The following is a 20,846-nucleotide window of genomic DNA, read 5'->3' as shown; positions in this document are numbered from 1 at the left end:
TGTGTTTGTAGAGGGTATTGTCGTTTCGTGTTCCTATTGAACTCCCAGTAAAACCATGCATGAGGCACCTGATATACAACTGTAGAATAACTTAGTTTACTTGATGCGTGTGACAATTTTTTGTTCTAGACCGAAGTTCTCCCTTCCCAGGGAGAACTTTAACGTAGAGAGACGATGTTCATAACCAACTATTCGTTCTTCTGAAGCTTTATTTATGTATATTGCAACGCTGTGGCCAGGTAAAGTCTATCCCCTAGGAGCAACCTGGGATGGTAAAGGCACTAATTTTGCTTTGTTTTCGGAACACGCAACGGCTGTTGAGTTGTGTTTGTTTGATAAAGACGCTGAGGAGACGCGCTTAGAACTGACTGAGGTGAGCAACTTTGTCTGGCACGGCTACGTTCCAGGGGTAGCACCCGGTCAGGCATACGGGTATCGTGTACATGGTCCCTATGCACCGAATCAGGGACATCGCTTCAACCATAACAAACTCCTCATTGATCCTTATGCCAAGGCAATTGATGGCGATGTTGGTAATGGTCCAGAACTCTTTGGGTATGCGTGGGATACTCCCGAACAAGACCTTTCCTTCTCCGATCTCGATAACACCCATCTGATGCCAAAATGCATTGTCGTCGATCACTCGTTTGATTGGGGAGATGACCAGCTCCTTAAGACACCCTGGCATGAAACGATTATTTATGAAGTACACGTCAAAGGGTTTACTAATCAGCACCCAGATATCCCCGAAGAATTGCGGGGTACTTATGCAGGACTCGCACATCCAGCAGCGATCGCACATCTCCAAGCCATAGGGGTGACAGCCGTTGAGTTGATGCCCGTTCATCACTTCCTAGCTTATCCGGGGCATCTGGTTGATAAGGGCTTGAGGAATTACTGGGGCTACGATTCTATCAACTATTTTGCTCCCTATTGCGGTTACAGTGCAGACAAAAGCCCAGGCGGACAGGTCATTGAGTTTAAGGAGATGGTGAAGGCGCTGCACTTTGCCGGGATTGAGGTGATTTTGGATGTCGTCTACAATCACACCGGAGAAGGCAATCACTTAGGTCCAACCCTGTCATTCCGGGGTATTGATAATGCGTCTTACTACCGTTTGGTAGAAGGTGATCCACGTTACAACATGGACTTTACCGGCTGCGGAAACTCTCTAGGTGTGCGCCATTCCCAAGTGCTGAAGTTAATCATGGATAGTCTGCGCTATTGGGTGACGGAGATGCACGTCGATGGCTTCCGCTTCGATTTAGCTTCCGCCTTGGCACGAGAACTCTATGAGGTGGATAGTCTGGCAGCGTTCTTTGATATCATTCACCAAGACCCAGTGCTGGCAGATGTGAAGCTGATTGCCGAACCTTGGGATGTTGGCGAAGGGGGCTATCAAGTCGGGAACTTCCCAGTGCTTTGGTCAGAGTGGAATGGCAGGTATCGGGATACCGTGCGGGACTTCTGGCGCGGTGAAGAAAGTGGGTTGGGGCAATTTGCTTACACCTTTACTGGCAGTCCTGATTTGTATTTTCAGACGAATGGGCGACAACCCAATGCGAGTATCAACTTCATCACCGCTCACGATGGCTTCCCTTTGAACGACTTAGTTAGCTACAACGAGAAACATAATGAGGCGAACAAAGAAGGAAACCGAGACGGTGAAAGCCACAACCGCTCTTGGAATTGTGGGGTAGAAGGTCCGACGGATGACCCAGAGGTGGTACAGTTGCGGGATAAGCAGCGGCGGAACTTCCTAGCCACCTTGCTGCTATCCCAAGGCGTGCCGATGTTGTTGGGTGGAGATGAAATGGGACGCACCCAATGGGGGAATAATAACGCCTACTGCCAGGATAGTGAAATTTCCTGGTTTGATTGGAACTTGCAAGAGTCCAATGCCGATTTATTGAAGTTTACCAGCGAGTTAATTTACTTCCGCCGTGAGCATCCGGTATTTCGACGGCGCAAGTGGTTCCAAGGTCGAGCGATTCATGGTTCGGGTGTCAGCGATATTGGTTGGTTCAATCCCGATGGCGGTAAGATGACTCAGGAGCAGTGGGATATTGGTTATGCCAAGGCGCTTGGGGTTTTCTTGAATGGTGAAGAGATTACCGCTGTTGGTCCTAGAAGCGAGCGTATTATTGACGATCTTTTTCTCTTGTTTTTCAATGCCCACTATGAATTGATTGAGTTTGCCCTACCCACTGGCTTGAAGGATAAGAAGTGGGGAGTTGTTATTGACACCAAGGAACCTCGCTTCCTGCAAGAGGAGACTGTGTTTACAGACAATCAAGCTGTTCCAGTCACAGAGCGATCGCTCGTGGTGCTACGTCGTGTAGGGTAATCTGGATAAAAGAGAATTTCACTTTTTTCAGATGTGAGATTCTCTTTGATTGCTGGAATTTTTTCAAGGTTGTGAACATTTTAGGATGAAAAAACCCCAGTTATTTTTTGGCTGGGGTACCCAGGTCTCGGATTTACTCATCCTCGTACTTCTTAAAGTATCATTTTTAAAAGTTATATCTGATCTACCTGAAGATGGATAGTACTATTAAGATTAGTAGTGATAAGGAACACATTTTTTTTTATATAAAATACACAGTTTTAGTGTTTTTGAGCAAAAGAATACACTTCTATACTTCAGTTGAGTATCATTAGGTGACATAGCTAAGGAGATAAACGTTGAATTATCCAGTTGCCGTCTTCCCCACGCTGATAGAGTAAGCGATCGTGCAGCCGACTGGGACGCCCCTGCCAAAACTCAATTTCTGAGGGAATTAGCCGGAACCCTCCCCACTGAGGCGGACGCGGTACTTTCTTGTCACCATACTCTTTCTGAAGCTGCTGCAATCGTTGCTCAAGCACTTCACGGCTTTCAATGACTTGACTTTGAAGAGAAGCCCAAGCACCGAGTTGAGACTCTTTGGGGCGGCTTTGAAAATAAGCATCTGACTCAGCCGATGAAACCTGCTCCACCCGTCCCTCAATTCGTACCTGTCGTTCTAATTGTGCCCACCAAAAGGCGATCGCTCCCCAAGGATTGTCACGCAACTGCTGCCCTTTGTGACTTTCGTAGTTGGTAAAGAAGACAAAGCCCCGCTCGTCAAAATTCTTCAGCAATACTATGCGGGCAGAAGGCTTGCCCTCTGATGTCGCCGTAGCCAGAGTCATGGCGTTCGGTTCTGGCAATTGGGCTGCCAATGCTTGGTTAAACCAAATCTTAAATTCCTCGAAAGGATTGGGGTGAACATCTGTTTCGGTTAACCCCTGTAATGTATACTCTTTGCGTAAATCGGCAACCCTTGTGTCCATTTGACGTGAATTCCGGTTTCTATGCTGAAAATTCCTGTTTGGATCTTAAAGGGGCTTTGGCAGTACTTGCCATCAAGCTGTAGCAATTGCTAATCAATACTGACAAGACCAAAAACGATAGCATCTCTTGTTAGAATTGGCAAGCAAATGTTAGGTGGAGGATTAAGCTAATGCGACAGATTAATTTTTTAATTATTTTTGCTCTGTGTCTGGCTCTCGTTTTATTCAGCTTACAAAATACTGAGACGACTGCCATTCAGATTGTTGAGGGTGTTGATGTTGAAGCCCCTCTAGCTCTCGAACTGATTTTGGCGATGGGGCTGGGTTCATTGCTGGCATGGCTTTTCAGCATCTGGACGCAGTTACAAGGGCAACTGTCGTCTTTTCAAAGTACGCGCCAACTTCGTGCCAAAGAGGAGCGCATTGAGGAACTAGAGCAGGACGTGGAACATTACAAGGCAGAGGTTGAAGAAAAACAACTACCTGCATTATCGGCATCTGAACCCATGAGAGAACCTGTCCCAGAAGAGGCAATCGCAGATTGATGAAAGGTGTGCAAAAGGCAAAAGTTTGAAAGTGCGGAGAGACTTACACCATAACGTACTCAGTTGGTGTAGGAGATATCACTGAAGAATGACCAACACACCTGCCACCGATGCGATCGCTCTCTTGATTGACCTGGCTCAGCGTGGGGAAATTAATCCCTGGGATGTCCAGGTTATTGAAGTCATTGATCGCTATTTAAGTACTTTAGTACTAGAGCCGGATGCCGAATCTGGACTCGGCGACACCGATTTATCTCAATCCGGGCAGGCTTTTTTGTGGGCATCAATGTTAGTCTTACTTAAAGCTGAAACTCTAGAGCGTCTGGAGGAGCCGGAGGAACCAGAATCGACTGACATTGAAGGAGAAATTGATGCTACAGGTCAATCTCGATTGCCCTTGCATCTAGAGCGCCATCTGCGCCGTCGCACGGCTGCACCGCCGCCCAAAAGACGCCCTGTCACCCTGCAAGAGCTCATTGACCAATTGCAGCAGATAGCCGAGCAACTAGGAGAAAGTCCTTCCCGTTCCATCTCAAAACGTTCCAAAGCCTTATCGCGGTCTCAAGCCGCCAAAGCGATCGCTCACTTGGCTCATGACGAAAACTTAACAGAAACTGCCAAGCGGCTGGAACTGTTTATCTCTCGTCATTGGCACGAATTAGCAGCCGGAAAAGATTGGCTTAATCTGGAGCAATTGTTAGAGTGGTGGACGATATCAACAGTTACACCGACACTCGTCGAGGGTCAAACGGCTGTTGATACCACTAAATCTCCAGCACAGGATCGAGTAGGCGTCTTCTGGGCACTACTCCTTTTATCAGCTCAGTCTAAGGTAGAACTTTCCCAAGAAGAGTTCTACCAAGACTTGAAGATTCGGGCGCTGGAGTAACACTATCGGGGTGCTATCGAGGGTCAGGGTTGGCAGCTTCAATGGCTGCATAAAGATTGCCAGGGTTACTCAACAATAATCGAATAGGGAACATCTCGCGTTTGTTTAGCAATTTACGTGGCAGCATCCGAAATGCTACAGCGATCGCTAATAACTTTATCTATAGTGGATGGGTTCGACGCGATATGCAACAGTTGATTTTGTGTCGGTAGTCCACAACGCTTTTGTGAATCTACCGGGTTGTAACCTGATTGCTGCCCTCTTTCCCGGTATAGAGGATGAGTCTGTACGACAGTCCACCGTGCTAAAAAAGGACTGGTTAAACTCAGGCTCAACTGACCAAATTGAAAATCTGTGGCCTAGCTTGAGGAAGAATAATTTATGAAAGCCATGATTCTGGCGGCTGGTAAAGGGACAAGGGTTCGCCCCATTACCTACACAATTCCTAAACCCTTGATTCCCATCTTGCAAAAACCTGTAATGGAGTTTTTGCTCGAACTTTTGAGACAGCATGGTTTCGACCAAGTTGTTGTTAACGTTTCTCACCTGGCAAATGAAATAGAAAACTATTTCCGCGATGGGCAACGCTTCGGCGTTGAAATTGCCTATTCCTTTGAAGGTCGCATTGTCGATGGTCAATTGGTGGGGGAAGCCTTGGGTTCTGCGGGTGGAATGCGCAAGATCCAAGACTTTTACCCCTTTTTTGACGATACTTTTGTTGTCTTGTGCGGTGATGCCCTGATTGACCTCGATTTGTCGGCAGCCGTGAAGTGGCATAAAGAGAAAGGATCTGTTGCTACCATCGTCACTAAAGCCGTACCCCACGAACGAGTTTCTAGCTATGGTGTCGTGGTTACGGATGAAATGGGTCGCATTACTGCCTTCCAGGAGAAACCGACCGTTGAGGAAGCTCTCAGTACCAATATCAACACGGGTATTTATATATTTGAGCCGGAAGTCTTAGATTATATCCCCTCAGGTCGAGAATTTGACATTGGCGGCGAACTTTTTCCGAAGCTAGTGGAAAAGAAAGCTCCCTTTTATGCAGTGTCAATGGATTTCGAGTGGGTAGACATTGGCAAAGTGCCGGATTACTGGCATGCAGTGCGGGGTGTACTGACGGGCGAGATCAAGAACGTGCGGATTCCCGGCAAGGAAGTAGCTCCTGGTATCTACACGGGTTTGAACGTATCAGTCAATTGGGACAAGGTAGACATCCAAGGTCCCGTATATATTGGTGCTATGACTCATATCGAAGATGGGGCGACAATTATCGGACCGACAATGATCGGACCCAATTGCTGGATCTGCAAGGGAGCCACGGTTGATAACAGTGTTATCTTTGAATATTCCCGCCTCGGAGCGGGAGTGCGGTTAGTGGATAAATTAGTATTCGGACGTTACTGCGTTGACAAAACCGGTGCCACAATTGACGTACAAGCGGCGGCTCTAGATTGGCTGATTACTGATACCCGCCGGACTCTCCCCTGTCAGGGACCCGAAGAGCAGCAAGCGATCGCTGAACTGTTAGGAAATGGGGGTTAGTCCTAAAGGACTCGCGGAAAAATATAGCGTTTCTCTATCTAGTGAGGTACACCCTGATGAAGGCAGGGAGTAGGGAGTGGGGAGTGGGGAGTAGGGAATGGGACTGTACCTCATGTAAGTGAGAATCGCTATAAGTTACTTATTTTAAGGGAAAGGGAATAAGGTGGTGTGCCAGAAACATCCCTTTTTCCCTTTACCCTTAACACTTAAGATGAGAACAACGGAGGCGATAGGTACTCACTTTTTTTAGAATTACAGCCTTTACATAATTACAGTTAATGAGATTTAAAGAAGCGATAGCTTTAACTTTATAGGAAATAAATTAAGTAGAATGGGTTTAGATTACTGCATAAAAACCCTTGACATAGTAGATATAATTTATGCCTAATGTTAGTATTTGTATTCCCACCTACAATCGTGCCAATTATCTAGTTTATTCCGTTAACAGTGTTCTGAATCAGACCTACAATGATTTTGAACTAATCATATGCGATGATGGATCTACAGATAATACTGCTGAAGTGGTGAGTCAGTGGAATGATAGTAGAATTCGCTACATCCGGCATCCTAAAAATATAGGACGCAGTAAAAATATGCGTTCTGGCTTTGATGCGGCTCAAGGGACTTACTTTATTAAATTTGACGATGATGATGCTCTCACACCAGAATTCTTAGAAAGAACGGTAGCCGTTTTAGACGCTGAACCGACGGTAGATTTTGTTTGTACGAATCATTGGGTGATTAATCAAAAAGGCGATCGCATGGAGTCGGCGACGCAGGAGAATGCGGCAAAGTGGGGCAAGGACAAGCTTAAGGAGGGAATCATTCCGGACTTGATGCGGCAAACCTTTGAATATCAAAGTTTACAGGTGGGTTCGACGCTGTTTCGTCGCGCCTGTTTGGAAGACGTGGATTATATGCGTCCGGAAGCAGATGGGTGTGAGGATTTTGATTTGCTGGTGCGGTTGGCAATAGCAGGTAAGCAGGGGTATTTTCTACCAGAGTATCTCATGGAGTATCGGTTCCATGGCGGTCAGACGAGTCTGAAACAAAATCTGCATTTTCTGAAAGCGAAGGTTTTCTGTATTAATAGCTATCAGTTTCCTGATGAAGAATTGGAGGCGGTGCGGATCAAGAAATTGGCTTGGACACAGGAAGCTTTAGGGTTAAGGCTGATTGAAAATGGCGATACAGTAAAGGGACGCCAGATGTTACGAGAATCTGTTGAGGTGCTGGGGAGTTCTCGCAAAACTCAGTTGGGTTTAATTTTGTCGTACTTACCGTTGAGTTTACGGCAGTTGGCGTTGCAGGCATTTCGTCAATTGCGTCCTAAAGATTATACGGAGCAAGTGCGGGAAGCAGCCGGTTGAGTGGAAGAAGTGCGAGCGCAGATTGGGGGATAAGTGAAGAAGCGATCGCTATATACTCCAAAAAGGTTCGCTAACCTGGTAGGCGTAGCTCATTGAGATAAAAATCTAAACCATGATAGCCACTAAAACTCAGGGTACTCTGAGGATTTAAGGATATACCGCAGCTTTTATCACCATTAGATTAATTTACTTTAAGTAGTCTTTCCTCTTCCCAAAAGAGTTCACTATGAAAGTTCAATCTGCCCATTTAAAGTATTTCAAGAAATTTCGCGATTCCCCAGTATTTGATTTCACCGATCCAGAAACTGGCTTGGCACGAGATCTAATTGTCCTCGTAGGAATGAATGGTGTGGGTAAAACAAGTCTTCTACAGGCAATTGCGGCAACATTGGGAGTGGCAACTGGACGATTGCAAAAACTCCCTGACTTGGAATGGGCAGGGTTTAACTATGAATTGCTAGGGAGCAACTGGGGACGATTTGAGCCAGAGGTCACTCTCAAGGTGCAGTTTTCTTCCCCAGAACTCCAATCAATACAGGCGTTCTACCAGAAATTACAAACAATGGGTCGCAATTTACCAGTTCCTCCTGCTGAACAGCATATCGTGACTCTCAGATGGCAAGGCGAGAATGCTCAAGCTAACACTGCTGCTGAAAAGTATCAATTCAAAGGACGAGAATACGCTAAACAACTTATTCGTTCTGAAGGCTTTCAAATATTTGAGCAAGTTGGTACAGTCTTTTGGTACACAGAACAAAGAACTTCAACAAGCCTAACCCCTGAAGAAAGCAATCATCGACTTGAAATTACTGAGGATATTTTGCGCGATCGCCTTTCAAAGTGGCGACAGTTTCATCAAGATGTTGAGACAGGTAGAATTAGGCAATTACGACCGGGACAAAAAGACATATATGCCGAAATTGAACAAGCTTATAAAGCTGTTTTTCCTGAACGTACTTTTGAAGGTCCTGCCCCACGAGAGAACATAGACGACATACTGAGCGAACCCTGGTTTTATCTATATGACGGAAAAAACCAATATGAAATTTCTGAGATGTCTGGAGGTGAGCGTGCTGTCTTTCCTATGCTAATAGATTTTGCTAATTTGAATATTAATAATTCAGTTATCTTAATTGATGAAATTGAGTTACACTTACACCCGCCAATGCAACAGAAATTACTTAGAGCATTACCGAAGTTAGGCAAAAATAATCAATTCATTATTACAACCCACTCTGATTATGTCGAGCAATTAGTGCCTGAAGCATATATTATCCGTTTAGAGGTGTAATTTTGAGTGTTGTTAGTAGCAGCAAAGTTATTTTCTGCGAGGGTAAGCAGAAAAGTTTGGATACAAAACTTCTGGAGCGTGTTCTGGAGACAATGCCAGTAGAGCGACCAACTATTGTGCCCTCTGGTGGTAAGTTTACATTTTCCGTATTTGCTCAAGGTTACTTCTTTCCTAATGAAACAGTAAATCAGCGATATATCGTTTTCCGTGATCGAGATTTTGATACTGAACCAACTACAAACATACAACTGCTCAAATGGCAACGACAGTATCTCACCTATCGTGCTTGTGTTGAAAACTATCTCTTAGATGTTGATTTAATTCACAGGTATTGGGTAGATGAGTACACAAATACAGTAACCCAGGATAGATTTGAAGAGAGCCTTGCTACATACCAGAATAGGTTTGCCCAAGAGGAATTTTGGGTACAGCGGCAGTACTTAAACTGGTTTCATGGCAAAGATATCCGCAAGGCTATGCAGAAACAGCAATCTCAGTATATTTCTCTATATGATTCATTTTGCAATTGGGCGATTGCTCAACTTGATATCACTCAATATCCCGAACTCATGGAATTACGGACAAAGATTGAGGAGCTATAGCATCTCCCGTGAAGCAAAATGGTAAGCTGCCGCAAGTGGAGTTAAGCCGTTAGACTCTCACAAGGCTGACAGGCTTCATCTATCAAACAGCATCCGCTTCAACTATATTTCTCCTCTAGATAATCAACATCTGATTCTGTTGCCTGTTCTGTAGGTAGCTGAATCGAACTGATTAGGCTTTGAGTCCAAGGGTCAAGATTAGTCAACGGTTGTATCGTTGAATTTGGTGAAATAAATGATAACGTTTCTTGTTGAATCGATGCCAATACGGATTGAACTAAACCCCAGCGATCGCTAATGGGCAATTGCAACGCCTGCTTCTGCAATTCCTGCAATGTCATTAGCACTCTCTCCCTTCAAGCTCTCTACTAATTGTATACAAGTCAGACGGCGCAACTCAATGTGATTAGCTTTCAACCTGAATCGAAACATATGTCTGTCCGTCGAACTTAAATAGCTCCCTCTCAGAAAAAGGCTTTCCTTCACGTATACCCTGACGCTCCACCAATATGTTGAAAAATCCCGTTGTGCCTGGTTGAATTGTAATCTTACTGTCCCAATCGGTTTGAGCGATTCCATTTTGCCCTCCACCTGCCCCGCTATTATTTGCACTTGTTTGCAAGACAGGTAATACTTCACGTAAAGAACCGTCTACCTTGGCATATATCAATGTACTGGAAACAAACCATCCCTGCCCTGTTCCACTACCCTCATGCACTATGCCGTAGAGATTATCGCCATTATTACCTAATACTTTCACCGTGATATCACTCGGTTCAACCGTACCCCAAGAACCCCAATGGGAAGCAGCGAGGTAAGAATTGACTAACTTCCATCCGGTAGCTTGTTTCTCGAACTCAAAAAAGCTCAGGTGCGGAGCGCAAGCGTGACAGTCAGACCCTTTATTAATAGATGCTGTAGCAACAAGCATTGCCTCTTTATTTTTATAGGGAAGTTCGTACTGATTAAGAAACGTATGAACTGGATTACATGAGCTTTCATCGCAGAAGCCTTCAACGTTGTTCCAGTTATTACTCTGAAGATATGGCAAGATAATCTTTTGTGCTTGCTGAAAATTCCACTCTCCCTTGATAGTGGCTTCCTCCGAGTTTAGGCTCCAACCAATCACATGAAGCTCTTCACTCAGGAGTGATCCATAGGTTGTAACCGATAAAACGTTACCAAAGTGGTCATAAAATGACATCTGGCAATATCCTTGACCGCTACATGCTGATAGTTCTGGATATTCATTACAAATTTTGACTTCTCCAAAACACTCTGACCTAACTTTTGGGTCGGTTTCACGATAGCCATAAGCTGGTAAACTCGCATACTGCCAACCTGCATTTACCAGTAAATCTTTTGCATCCTGATATGGCATATTTTTGCGTATTTTTATTTCCAGAACTTCCGCAGAAACAGAAAACACCGCACTCAAAAAAGTCATGCTAGCTAAAGTGATTAAGCCAAGTCTATGGTACATAAATTTTGTAGTTTTCTTCTTTTTCTCAATTATTGTTGAGCCAAACTTAACGTGCAAACTCGTTGTAACATTCTCTGGCTAGCAACACTGTCAGCTTCAACCAGAAAATATTGAGGCCAATAGTCTATATAAGAAGTGTAGGTTCTCCAGCTTGGGTTAGCCGCTAAGTTGCCACCATTGCAGGATTTGGTGTATGCACTTCTTTCCCTACCCCCAACGCTGTAGTCAAAGGTAACAACTCTTATCTTTGGCAAATTGTCATAAAATCCATCTTCATTGTTGAGAGAATCGTCAACGAGCATCATCTCAAACTTAATACTGCTTTCGTTTAATCTTAGTGTTTCACCGTTATTGGTTTTACCAAAGTCTACCCACCATTCTTGGTTTATTTGAGCAATTACAGGTGTTGCAAACATAGACAGAGAAGCAATAGCGATCGCTGTCGCAGCTTTGATGAGTTGCATGATATTATTGAGCCATATTGTTGGAGTTAGCTTTTTTTTCTCGCGATCGCTTGATAATCAAGGTAGTCGCTACATAACTGGTACGTGCTTGTAGTAGACGCACCCACTCCCCACTACTCTAATTCCGTGATGGGAGATACTTTATTGGTGAATACAATCTAGCACAGTAAAATTTCGTAAAACTATATAATAAAGAAGTCTAATATCACTGAAAAAATAGTGGTACTGCATCTAGCGATCGCTCTTTACCTACTTCGACAACTGCTCCACAAATACAGTATGTTCCGGTAACACAGCAGCGCTTCGCGATCGCCGCTTTCAAGCGGTGGAATTGGCTCATGTTTTTGTTGAGGAGGTGTTTTGACCATTACTTGTGTTGTGGATTCGCGTTTCTCAGGTGCATTCTCCGATCATATCGGTTGCGGACTATCTATTCACAGGTTACACTTACTTTCAAATTGGTACTAGCAAAAAAAATAGGGATGATTTTCACCATCCCTACTCAATGACTTACTTAAAATTTCCTAGCTTACAACACAGGCACGTATTGCTCTTTATCCGGTACGGTGGTGTACTCCGCCACAATTTGCCGGAATTCTTCGCCGTCAATCGTTTCCTTCTCAATCAACAGATCTACCAATCGGTCAATCACCACGCGATTATCCCGCATGATCTGCCGTGCATCTGAGTGGCAGTGTTCCACAATCTGGCGCACTTGCTCGTCAATTCGAGCCGCAACTTTTTCAGAATACTCAGCCCTTGAAGTTAAACCAGCACCGAGGAAAACTTCTCCCTCTTGGCTTTCCAGCGACAGCGGACCCAAGTCCGACATCCCGAAGCGCGTAACCATCTGCCGTGCCATTCCTGTAACTTGTTGCAAATCGCCACCAGCACCCGTCGTTACTTCAGAGTGTCCAAAAATTTCTTCCTCTGCAGCTCGACCTCCTAATGCCCCAGTAATCCGAGCTTTGAGTTGCGACCTGGTGATTAAGCCTTGCTCTTCATTGGGGGTAAACCAGGTCAAACCCTGTGCTTGTCCCCGTGGAATTAGGGTAACTTTCTGTACAGGGTCGTGGTCTTTCAGCACCGTGCCAACGATCGCATGACCAATTTCATGATAGGCAATCAAGCGCTTACTCTTGCTGTCTACCAATGGTGTACCTTCCATTCCAGCAACCACCCGGTCAACTGCATCGTTGATTTCCAGCATTGTAATCGCTTCTTTGCGACGACGAGCGGTGAGAATTGCTGCTTCATTGAGCAGGTTCGCCAAATCAGCACCCGTAAATCCGGGAGTACGCCGTGCGATCGTTTCGATGGAGATTTCTGGAGCTAGCTTCTTGTTACGAGCGTGAACTTCCAGGATACCAATGCGTCCTTTCAGGTCGGGAGCATCAACGATGACTTGCCGGTCAAAGCGTCCGGGACGCAGTAGTGCTGAGTCAAGCACATCCGGTCGGTTAGTCGCGGCGATGATGATAATACCCGTATTCCCTTCAAAACCATCCATTTCTGTCAGTAACTGGTTGAGGGTTTGTTCGCGCTCATCGTTACCACCGCCAATTCCTGCACCGCGCTGCCGTCCAACAGCGTCAATTTCATCAATGAATATCAAGCAAGGAGCATTTTCCTTGGCTTTTTTGAACAAATCACGGACGCGGGAAGCACCCACACCGACGAACATTTCTACAAACTCACTACCAGAGATGCTAAAGAAAGGAACGCCAGCTTCACCTGCGATCGCTTTTGCCAGCAACGTCTTACCCGTACCCGGAGGACCCACTAACAGCACACCTTTAGGAATGCGTGCCCCTACAGCCGTGAAACGTTCCGGTTGTTTGAGGAAAGTAACAACTTCTTGCAGTTCTTCCTTGGCTTCCTCAATCCCAGCCACGTCATCAAAAACGATACCGGTTTTCGCTTCCATCTGGAATCGAGCGCGGGATTTACCGAAGTTCATCGCTTGCCCCGGTCCACCACCGATGTTGCTGGAACGACGGAACAAAAAAAACAGCCCAGCAATCAACAGAATTGGAAAGATTAGATTGCCCAGCAGCCCCCAAATGGCTCCATCCTTTCGAGCTGGATGAGTATCAAAGGAGATATCTGCTTTTCTGAGCTTCGTAATCAGTTCTGGTGAGTTCATCGGCAGATCCACTCGCAGGCGCTGGATGCGGTTATCGAGTTCCGAATCAGTCGCTTCCACAATTGCCGTCTGACCACCATCATAGAGGTCTACACTGGTTACTCTCCCAGCATCAAGGTATTCTAAGAAGCGACCGTAGGTCATGCGAGTACTAGCTGTATTCCTACCCAAATCACCCGCTGCGGGGGAAAACGCCCCCTGCCACAGGAAAAACCCAATGACTAAGGCAGGTATTGTCCAAAGTAATAGTATTTTCCAAGAAAGTTTCATTGTTATTGCCTCTAGATATGGGTTATGCTTGCTGTCTTTGGCTCTAGGGAAGGATTCTATGTAACACAAAACTCAGCTTAAAAACATGGAATCAACAGAAAAATTTACTTCAACTTAATCAAATTTAACTTAATTCTCATGATCTGGGCAACCTAGTCTGGGGGAACTTGGTGGAGATTAGTTTAGTGTACAGGGGCGGATCTGGGGGCAGGGAAGACTTTATAGACGTATGCCCAAACACCCCATAGAGTAGGGGTACGATATATCGTACCCCCACAAATAATGATGATGATGAATCACTAGTACAGCATGGCAGAAATAAAGCTACCCTTCAAAATTCCTGAAATACTTGAGAGGTCAGCATTTTGAATTTTGAATTCCCAGGGAGCGATACTAATAGGTTTCAACGTGCCAGCGACCAGCTTTCTTCATTTGCTTCTGGAAGTCAGACCAGTTGACCCCTTTCCTTTCACCTGCCGCAGTGAGAGCCGCATCGATGCCGTCTTCCATACCCTTAAGACCGCAGATATAGGTGTGGGTATTATCTTTTAGCATCAGCTCGAACAGTTCGTCGGCGTGTTCGGCAACTCGGTGCTGGATATACATCCTGCCACCTTCTGAGTTCTTCTGCTCGCGGCTAATAGCTTTGGTCAGACGGAAATTGTCGCTGAAGTCTTGCTCTAGCTTCTCTAGGTCTTCCCGGTACAGAATGTTAGCCGTATAGGGAATACCAAAAATTAGCCACGCAAAGCCGTTAAACTTGTAGTCTTCGTGTTGTTCCTTGAACATCCGCCACAGGTAAGCCCGGAAGGGAGCAATTCCTGTTCCTGTTGCCATCATGATAACGGTGGCATTCGGATCGTCGGGTAACAACATTTCTTTACCCACCGGACCCGTGATTTTCACATCCTCTGTGCCAACTGGTAGGTTGCACAAGTGGGTAGAGCAGACACCGTAGACTGTTTCCCCGCTTTCGGGATGCTTGTATTCAAGCTGTCTGACACAAAGGGAAACTGTCTTATCATCTCCTTTGTCACCATGACGAGTCGAAGCAATAGAATAGAGTCTGAGCTTATGAGGCTTGCCTTTGTCGTCTTCTCCTGGTGGAATAATGCCAATACTCTGACCTTCCAAGTACCACAGGTCTCCGCCAGAGATATCGAAGGTAACGTGGCGAACTGTGCCAGATCCCCCTTCTGCAACTAGCTCGTAGTTCTCAATACACTTCCCAATAAATGGGTTTTTGGGTTTGTATAGATTAACGGGAACCCCCGTTCGTTCTTTTGCTTGAGTCATAGGCTTGTTTTTGTTTTCTGACGTGGTTTGCTGTGGTTCAGCGTTTGACGGGGCTTTTCCATTCGCGCCAGTGTCTGTCTCCATTACCCCGTTCAGGGGCTGAATGCTGGTAATCGTGCCGCCCATGCGAGTGATGCGCCGCATTTCTTGATTCATTCGACCATAGGGCACTGTGATGTAAACACTGCCGCTATTGCGAATTGGATAGCCCATTTTGTCAGTTTGTGTATTCTGACGTAGACCCACCACCTCGTAAAGGAAGAGGCGATTGCCGAATTCCGTAGTGTTTGCGGAATTAGCAGTCGCGTTAGAACTGTGCATTGCTTCTTCTATCTCCAAACCAATCTTACGATACGTTGCCAAGACTGCCTTTCGCAGCATAAGCTGACTCTACTGTGGGATTCTGGAGAAACCCAGTAAAGCCTTCAAAAAGTACTATTAACGTAACATTGTAAGGCTAGTAAGGCTCAGACCAGTCCTCTGTGCCAATGATTTGCTTCTTTTGCTCGCTGTTACTCTTCCTCCTAGAGGTTACTAGGAGAGTAGCAAGTCTCTAATTTAAAAACTGTCAAAATCGAACCAATTTCAGATTTTCTTTATCCAATGGGCGCAACTCCCGATAGCATGAAGTTAAGAACTAAAAAAAAAGGTTAAGCCTTGTAGCAGCCCTCTCATTTTGGTAAAATCCACTCACAGCAGCTAGTACTAAATACTTACCCCGTGTCTGGCTGGAGTCTTCCTTAATGGATAAGACTCTGACCTGTCATGCCGTCATGATGGGTTCCTGGAAGCCACACTTAACCAAAGGCTGGTTGACCCCAAATTTGGGATTTGGATTGCTGGAAAATCTATTTGAGAATATGTTTTGCGTTAGAGGGAAACTATGACCACTCAGCTAGACCGCGTGGTACTCATTGCCGTTGCTGGAGATTCTGGATGCGGTAAGTCAACGTTCTTAAAACGATTGACCGATCTGTTTGGCGAAGAGTTTATGACAGTCATCTGCTTGGATGACTATCACAGTCTCGATCGCAAACAGCGTAAAGTTCAAGGGGTTACAGCGCTTAATCCCAAGGCGAATAACTTTGACCTGATGTACGAGCAAATCAAAGCGCTCAAAAACGGTCAAGCAATAGACAAGCCGATTTACAACCATGAGACGGGTGAACTTGACCCACCCGAGCGAATTGAGCCGAATAAAGTCGTTGTGATCGAAGGGTTACACCCTCTGTATGATGAGCGAGTGCGATCGCTAGTAGATTTCGGCGTCTATCTTGACATCAGCGATGAAGTCAAGATTAACTGGAAAATTCAGCGGGACATGGCAGAGCGGGGACACAGTTATGAAGATATCCTGGCTTCCATTAACGCAAGACGACCTGACTTCAACGCTTACATTGAGCCTCAGAAGGAATTCGCTGATGTCGTCATTCAGATTTTACCCACCCAGCTTCTGAAGGATGACAAAGAAAGTAAGATCCTGCGGGTGCGTTTAGTTCAGAAAGACGGTGTGGAAGACTTTGAGCCAGTTTATCTATTTGATGAAGGGTCAACCATTGATTGGAGACCCTGCGGTCGTAAGTTGACTTGTGCCTACCCTGGTATCAAGCTATTCTACGGACCTGATAGCTACTACGGTCATGATGTCTCTGTTTTAGAGGTGGATGGTCAGTTCGATAATCTCGAAGAGATGATTTACATCGAAAGTCATCTCAGCAATACCTCCACTAAGTACTACGGTGAGATGACCGAGCTATTGCTGAAGCACAAAGACTATCCAGGTTCCAACAATGGTTCTGGATTATTTCAGATTCTTGTCGGTCTGAAAATGCGCTCCACTTACGAACGCTTGACTTCTAGCAAAGCTCAAGTAGCAGCTAAGGTGTAAGGTGTAGTGAACACAGGCTGATACTCAAATAATTCTATAAAATCGCGAGGTGTCTACAGTGGCTCTCGCGTTTTATTTTGTAGAGACGTTACATACAACGTCTTTACGGTAGTTTCTGTAAGACCTATAGTTGGGATAGGGATAAGAGCGGAGTTTATGAGAGTCTTGATTGTTAGCTTTCTGGTTTTGTTTAGCCTATTAGAACTGTCCCACTGGGTAGAGCATTTCATCATGCCTCTGCCTCTATTAATTTTGGGTGGAGCCTTGTTAGCGATCGCGTCCAACTACGGCAAATCCTCTGGCTGGTCATTATCTCAAGAGAAAACAGACTCCGATACCCGCCAATTACAAACGCCAACCGTCAATAGTGTTACTTCTGCTCCCAACTGGACTAATCTCCAAGCGTCTTCATCCATGCCAGTATCTAAATCCACTCCCTCGATTTCCTTTACTATCCGTCCCCCTACCTCAGACGGTGTAAAAAGCGAGAAGATCTAAAAATGGCATCTTAGTTTCTTTCTCTCTATTCAAACCTAACGACCCATGTTCCGCTTCATCCGCTCTAACTCTTCTTCCGTTTCCCATTGCCTAAACTGAGCATCTAAAGGGTCTACTCCCGCGCCGATATTGTACCGGGGACTCTGGTTCCAAGCTGATGTCTCCCAGTGAGACTGTGTCTGAGACTTAGCGCGGGTAGCTTCTGCCTCTTTCGCTTTGGTTCGTACTTCGGTACGACGGGTTTGAATCTGCCGTTGCAGTTCCTTGGTTTTGGCAAGTCGCTGTTTGACGCCCTCCATCTTGCCCCAAAGCTGGTTGCCCTGATGTAGGAGATTTGCCTCGCGCTGCTGGGCAGCTTGAGCTAAGTCGGGTCTACCGTTGGAATTAGCTTTATTAACCCGTTCGTGCCAGCGCTGTATTTCTTGAGCAACTGCTAAAATTTCATCTTGCGATCGCTTTTCCTGGAGCTGTAAATCAACAATCAGCCGCAGGGTGTCTTCTTCTTGTTCCCGTAGCTGTTCCTCTAGTGCCTGTAACTCTAGATGGGGATTGTTGCGTAAAAATTCATCGAGGCGGTTTTCCAGAAAGCGATTGAGATCCTCAAATAAACCCACTGTCGGCACTCCTTTCGGTATGTCTACTCACATCTTGCACCAATCTCAATAAGCCGATTTTAGGTAGGGTGGGCAAAATTTATAAATCTGAAATGCTGATGTTATCGTTAGTTGCTTTTGCCCACCTTACGGTATCTTGGGGTTTATTGTCAGTGCTGCAAGATCTGAGTCTCCCTAATGTTATATCAAGTCTGTTGAGCAACCTGAGATTATAGTTGTTAGTGGCAATAACAACGTCTCCTCAATTTCCATCCTCACCGCATCACTCACTTGATCCTCACTATTCAAACAATCCACCAAAAACTGATTCGCCCGACAATACTGCTGTAACATTTCAAGCTGCGGTTCGCTCCACTGCCAATCCTGGCTAATGCCGCGATGCTCGACTATTACGAAGCGAAACTGTCTAACCCAGTTTTCACCATTTGTTCGCCACCACGCTTGCAACGGCTCTTTTCCCTCGGCTGGATCGGGAAGTTGTCTCTTAAGCTGCTGGAGCGATCGCTCTAGCCCTGTAAAGGTGGCTCATATAGCTGCTAGATTTCAATGTCCCCCTAGCCCTGGTAATATCAAATCCTCCAGAATTAGGGGTTAGGATGCTAAAAGGCTTTCTCCTTTTTTCGTAAGATTAATCCAAAAAGAAACACTGATTGGCTCAGTTTTGAATTTGCTTTCAGTAGGTAGACGGGAATACACCCGTTAACTTTAACCCGTGCCGACGCTACTTACTTTTCTCCCCTCATTTTGATGAAATCAGGGCGATCGCAGACTGCATGGCTTGCCCTACACTAGAAAAGCGATCGCCTGAATCTGCTGTTTTTTCCCATTCCAGTAGCTGCTTTTGAAATAGGGAGTCTTTTGCCGTTCGCTGGATAATTGTCTGATTGATTGTTTGCTGTTCGATAGCTTGTGTTGAAATCCTCTGGCGCTTCAAAAACTTCAACAGTCGCTGTACGCTATCTACAACTTTTTCTGGGGGTTGGGACAAGATAATTCGTCGAATTTGATAAACAACAGCTTGATAAACGAACCAATAACGGTCGGCTGAATGAGACAAAGGAGCGGCTTGGGCAGAGACTGGGGATGACGGTTTTGTCGGTTGGCGCTTCTCAATCTCTAGCCATTCTAGGATAGTCGGGCGTTGACTCAAGAAACGCTGGCTCATTTGGGGATAGAGTTGCAAGATACGCTGGCGCAGGTGTTGCGAATTCATGATCGGATTGGCGGATAACCGCAAAACGTATTGTCCTAACTTGGGGGCATAGGATTCAATTTTGAGCTGGAGATTGGGGTATTCTTGTTCCATGAGAGTGAGGGTAAACGCTAATATCTCCCAATTCGGGCTTTCTTTAAATTGAAAGTCTAGGGTTAAGGAGCTGACAACGTTTTCAACTGCCAACTGCCCAGGTTGCAAATCGCCAGTCGTAGGATAGCGATCGCTAGGGCTGTTCTTGGCATGATTAAATTGGGTAAAGACGTAACGGCAGTTAATTTTCGATAGATCGACTTCCTCAAGGTGCCAATTGTGGATGCAACACCCTGTCAAGTCAGCCCCCTCAAGCTGGGTGCGAATCAGATAGCTTTCTACAAGATGAGCATCTGTTAGATTGGCATCATTGAAAATCGTGTCCTTGAGATAAGCACCACTTAAGTCAGCGTTCCGCAAATCGCTTCCCCGCAGGTTGGCACCACTTAAATCAGCCCGTAATAAATAGACATGATCGAGGGCAGCGCGTTGTAAGTTCGCTTCGGAGAATTTGGCTTTAAATAGATAAGCATTGCTGAGATTCGCTCGACTCAAATCTGTGCGATCGCAATGGGTTTCACTCAAATCAGCATGGGTTAAAATGGCTCGATGCAAGTCTGCCTGACTGAGATTCGAGCCTCGCAAGTTAGCGGCGCGGAGGTTGGCTTCGGTTAAACTGGCACCGATTAAACTGGCGGCTTGTATAATCGCAGCGTCTAACTGAGCTTCTCGTAAATTCGCACCACTGAAATCGGCACTCATCGAGCGAACACCACAGAGATTCGCTTCCATTAACTGTGCGCCAACTAGCCGAGTTTGGTTGAGGGTAGCTTGTGCCAGATTAACCCGATCCAACTGAGCGTTTTGAAGATCGGCTCCACTCAAGTCAGAACCCGTCGCATCTGCCCAACTCAAATTGGCATCGCGCAAAACCGCCCAACGCAAATCTACTTTGCTGAGATTGGCGCGACTTAAGATAGCTCGATTGAGATTGCTGCGGTTGAGGATGGCGTTGTGCAAGTCCACTTGATGCAGGCAAGCATCAGCAAAATTAGCACCTTCTAAAGAAGCCCAACTCAGGTTGGCGTTTGTTAGGTTAGCATCACTTAAGTTAATATTCCGCAGATTTGCCCCACTCAAACTAGCCCCGCTCAGATCCACTCGGGCAAAATTGCGTTCTCCTTGTCGGTATCGATCGAGAAAGTTCTGAATTTGCATGGAGAACCTGCGGACAGGGTAGAAAAGGGAAAGGTGAAAGGATTGATTTATCCTACCTTTTCCCTTTTCCCGTAGGGCAGGGTGTGGGGAGACAAGGAGACAAGGAGGACAAAGAGGACAAAAGAACATTTGGGGTGTTACTCTTCTCCCCAGCCTGTCTCTTATA

The 20,846-nt window shown here is 45.7% G+C and carries 19 protein-coding genes and 1 pseudogene; 9 read left to right on the top strand and 11 right to left on the bottom strand.

Translation table 11 applies throughout. From position 1 onward, the window contains the following. Positions 1-214 precede the first annotated feature (214 nt). The gene (gene glgX, locus IQ257_RS19165; protein ID WP_193875519.1) at positions 215-2,347 is read left to right on the top strand and encodes a glycogen debranching protein GlgX; all 2,133 of its coding nucleotides are present in this window, start codon (positions 215-217) and stop codon (positions 2,345-2,347) included. Positions 2,348-2,670: 323 nt separating this feature from the next. Here the strand turns inward: glgX and pdxH are convergent, their stop codons facing one another. Continuing rightward, positions 2,671-3,315 carry a pyridoxamine 5'-phosphate oxidase gene (pdxH, locus tag IQ257_RS19160; protein WP_193875521.1) on the bottom strand — a complete coding sequence of 215 codons (645 nt, stop codon included), beginning with the start codon at positions 3,313-3,315 and terminating at the stop codon, positions 2,671-2,673. Positions 3,316-3,485: 170 nt separating this feature from the next. Between pdxH and IQ257_RS19155 the strand changes: the two genes are divergently transcribed. After that, positions 3,486-3,860: a lipopolysaccharide assembly protein LapA domain-containing protein gene (locus IQ257_RS19155; RefSeq protein ID WP_193875523.1), complete on the top strand. Its 375-nt coding sequence runs from the start codon at positions 3,486-3,488 to the stop codon at positions 3,858-3,860. An 88-nt stretch (positions 3,861-3,948) separates the two neighbouring features. Beyond that, on the top strand, positions 3,949-4,749 hold the full coding sequence (locus IQ257_RS19150; protein ID WP_193875525.1) for a segregation/condensation protein A: 801 nt from the start codon (positions 3,949-3,951) through the stop codon (positions 4,747-4,749). A 113-nt stretch (positions 4,750-4,862) separates the two neighbouring features. Here IQ257_RS19150 and IQ257_RS19145 read toward each other — a convergent pair whose 3' ends face one another. Beyond that, positions 4,863-5,084, bottom strand: coding sequence for a hypothetical protein (locus IQ257_RS19145; protein WP_193875527.1), 222 nt, complete (start codon positions 5,082-5,084; stop codon positions 4,863-4,865). Between the two features lie 46 nt (positions 5,085-5,130). Here IQ257_RS19145 and IQ257_RS19140 point away from each other — a divergent pair, with 46 nt between their 5' ends. The 4 genes from IQ257_RS19140 to IQ257_RS19125 all read left to right on the top strand — a co-directional run bounded on the left by IQ257_RS19140 (position 5,131) and on the right by IQ257_RS19125 (position 9,557). Further along, a complete protein-coding gene (locus tag IQ257_RS19140; protein ID WP_193875529.1) occupies positions 5,131-6,294 on the top strand; it encodes a sugar phosphate nucleotidyltransferase in 1,164 nt (387 codons plus the stop codon). 380 nt (positions 6,295-6,674) lie between these two features. Then, positions 6,675-7,664, top strand: coding sequence for a glycosyltransferase family 2 protein (locus IQ257_RS19135; protein WP_193875531.1), 990 nt, complete (start codon positions 6,675-6,677; stop codon positions 7,662-7,664). A gap of 226 nt (positions 7,665-7,890) precedes the next feature. Further along, positions 7,891-8,955: an AAA family ATPase gene (locus IQ257_RS19130; protein WP_193875533.1), complete on the top strand. Its 1,065-nt coding sequence runs from the start codon at positions 7,891-7,893 to the stop codon at positions 8,953-8,955. 2 nt (positions 8,956-8,957) lie between these two features. Continuing rightward, positions 8,958-9,557 carry a DUF4435 domain-containing protein gene (locus IQ257_RS19125; protein ID WP_193875535.1) on the top strand — a complete coding sequence of 200 codons (600 nt, stop codon included), beginning with the start codon at positions 8,958-8,960 and terminating at the stop codon, positions 9,555-9,557. Positions 9,558-9,655: 98 nt separating this feature from the next. Here IQ257_RS19125 and IQ257_RS19120 read toward each other — a convergent pair whose 3' ends face one another. From IQ257_RS19120 to petH, 6 genes are all read right to left on the bottom strand, one after another. Further along, positions 9,656-9,898 (bottom strand): hypothetical protein, encoded by a 243-nt coding sequence (locus IQ257_RS19120; RefSeq protein ID WP_193875537.1) that lies wholly within the window; start codon positions 9,896-9,898, stop codon positions 9,656-9,658. Between the two features lie 65 nt (positions 9,899-9,963). Beyond that, positions 9,964-11,040, bottom strand: coding sequence for a hypothetical protein (locus tag IQ257_RS19115; protein WP_228060835.1), 1,077 nt, complete (start codon positions 11,038-11,040; stop codon positions 9,964-9,966). 29 nt (positions 11,041-11,069) lie between these two features. Further along, positions 11,070-11,504 carry a hypothetical protein gene (locus IQ257_RS19110; RefSeq protein WP_193875541.1) on the bottom strand — a complete coding sequence of 145 codons (435 nt, stop codon included), beginning with the start codon at positions 11,502-11,504 and terminating at the stop codon, positions 11,070-11,072. A 205-nt stretch (positions 11,505-11,709) separates the two neighbouring features. Next, positions 11,710-11,844: a hypothetical protein gene (locus IQ257_RS30840; RefSeq protein ID WP_265584502.1), complete on the bottom strand. Its 135-nt coding sequence runs from the start codon at positions 11,842-11,844 to the stop codon at positions 11,710-11,712. Between the two features lie 189 nt (positions 11,845-12,033). Beyond that, positions 12,034-13,920: an ATP-dependent zinc metalloprotease FtsH2 gene (gene ftsH2, locus IQ257_RS19105; RefSeq protein ID WP_193875543.1), complete on the bottom strand. Its 1,887-nt coding sequence runs from the start codon at positions 13,918-13,920 to the stop codon at positions 12,034-12,036. 393 nt (positions 13,921-14,313) lie between these two features. Further along, a complete protein-coding gene (petH, locus tag IQ257_RS19100; RefSeq protein WP_193875557.1) occupies positions 14,314-15,537 on the bottom strand; it encodes a ferredoxin--NADP reductase in 1,224 nt (407 codons plus the stop codon). A gap of 562 nt (positions 15,538-16,099) precedes the next feature. Here petH and IQ257_RS19095 point away from each other — a divergent pair. Then, positions 16,100-17,104 (top strand): phosphoribulokinase, encoded by a 1,005-nt coding sequence (locus IQ257_RS19095; RefSeq protein WP_193875545.1) that lies wholly within the window; start codon positions 16,100-16,102, stop codon positions 17,102-17,104. A gap of 156 nt (positions 17,105-17,260) precedes the next feature. Beyond that, positions 17,261-17,602, top strand: a complete 342-nt coding sequence (locus IQ257_RS19090) for a hypothetical protein (protein ID WP_193875547.1) — start codon at positions 17,261-17,263, stop codon at positions 17,600-17,602. 35 nt (positions 17,603-17,637) lie between these two features. On the opposite strand, the gene IQ257_RS19085 is transcribed toward IQ257_RS19090, so the two are convergent. From IQ257_RS19085 to IQ257_RS19075, 3 genes and pseudogenes are all read right to left on the bottom strand, one after another. Further along, positions 17,638-18,216, bottom strand: coding sequence for a TIGR04376 family protein (locus IQ257_RS19085; protein ID WP_193875549.1), 579 nt, complete (start codon positions 18,214-18,216; stop codon positions 17,638-17,640). Positions 18,217-18,396: 180 nt separating this feature from the next. Next, positions 18,397-18,714 (bottom strand): annotated as a pseudogene (locus IQ257_RS19080) (NACHT C-terminal helical domain 2-containing protein); the annotation flags it as partial. A 241-nt stretch (positions 18,715-18,955) separates the two neighbouring features. Further along, the gene (locus IQ257_RS19075; protein ID WP_193875553.1) at positions 18,956-20,680 is read right to left on the bottom strand and encodes a pentapeptide repeat-containing protein; all 1,725 of its coding nucleotides are present in this window, start codon (positions 20,678-20,680) and stop codon (positions 18,956-18,958) included. Positions 20,681-20,846: the final 166 nt, after the last annotated feature.

Source organism: Coleofasciculus sp. LEGE 07092 (assembly GCF_015207375.1).
Taxonomy (GTDB): domain Bacteria; phylum Cyanobacteriota; class Cyanobacteriia; order Cyanobacteriales; family Coleofasciculaceae; genus LEGE-07092.
The sequence above is the reverse complement of the archived record's forward strand: the minus strand, read 5'-3'. Positions and strand labels throughout refer to the sequence as shown.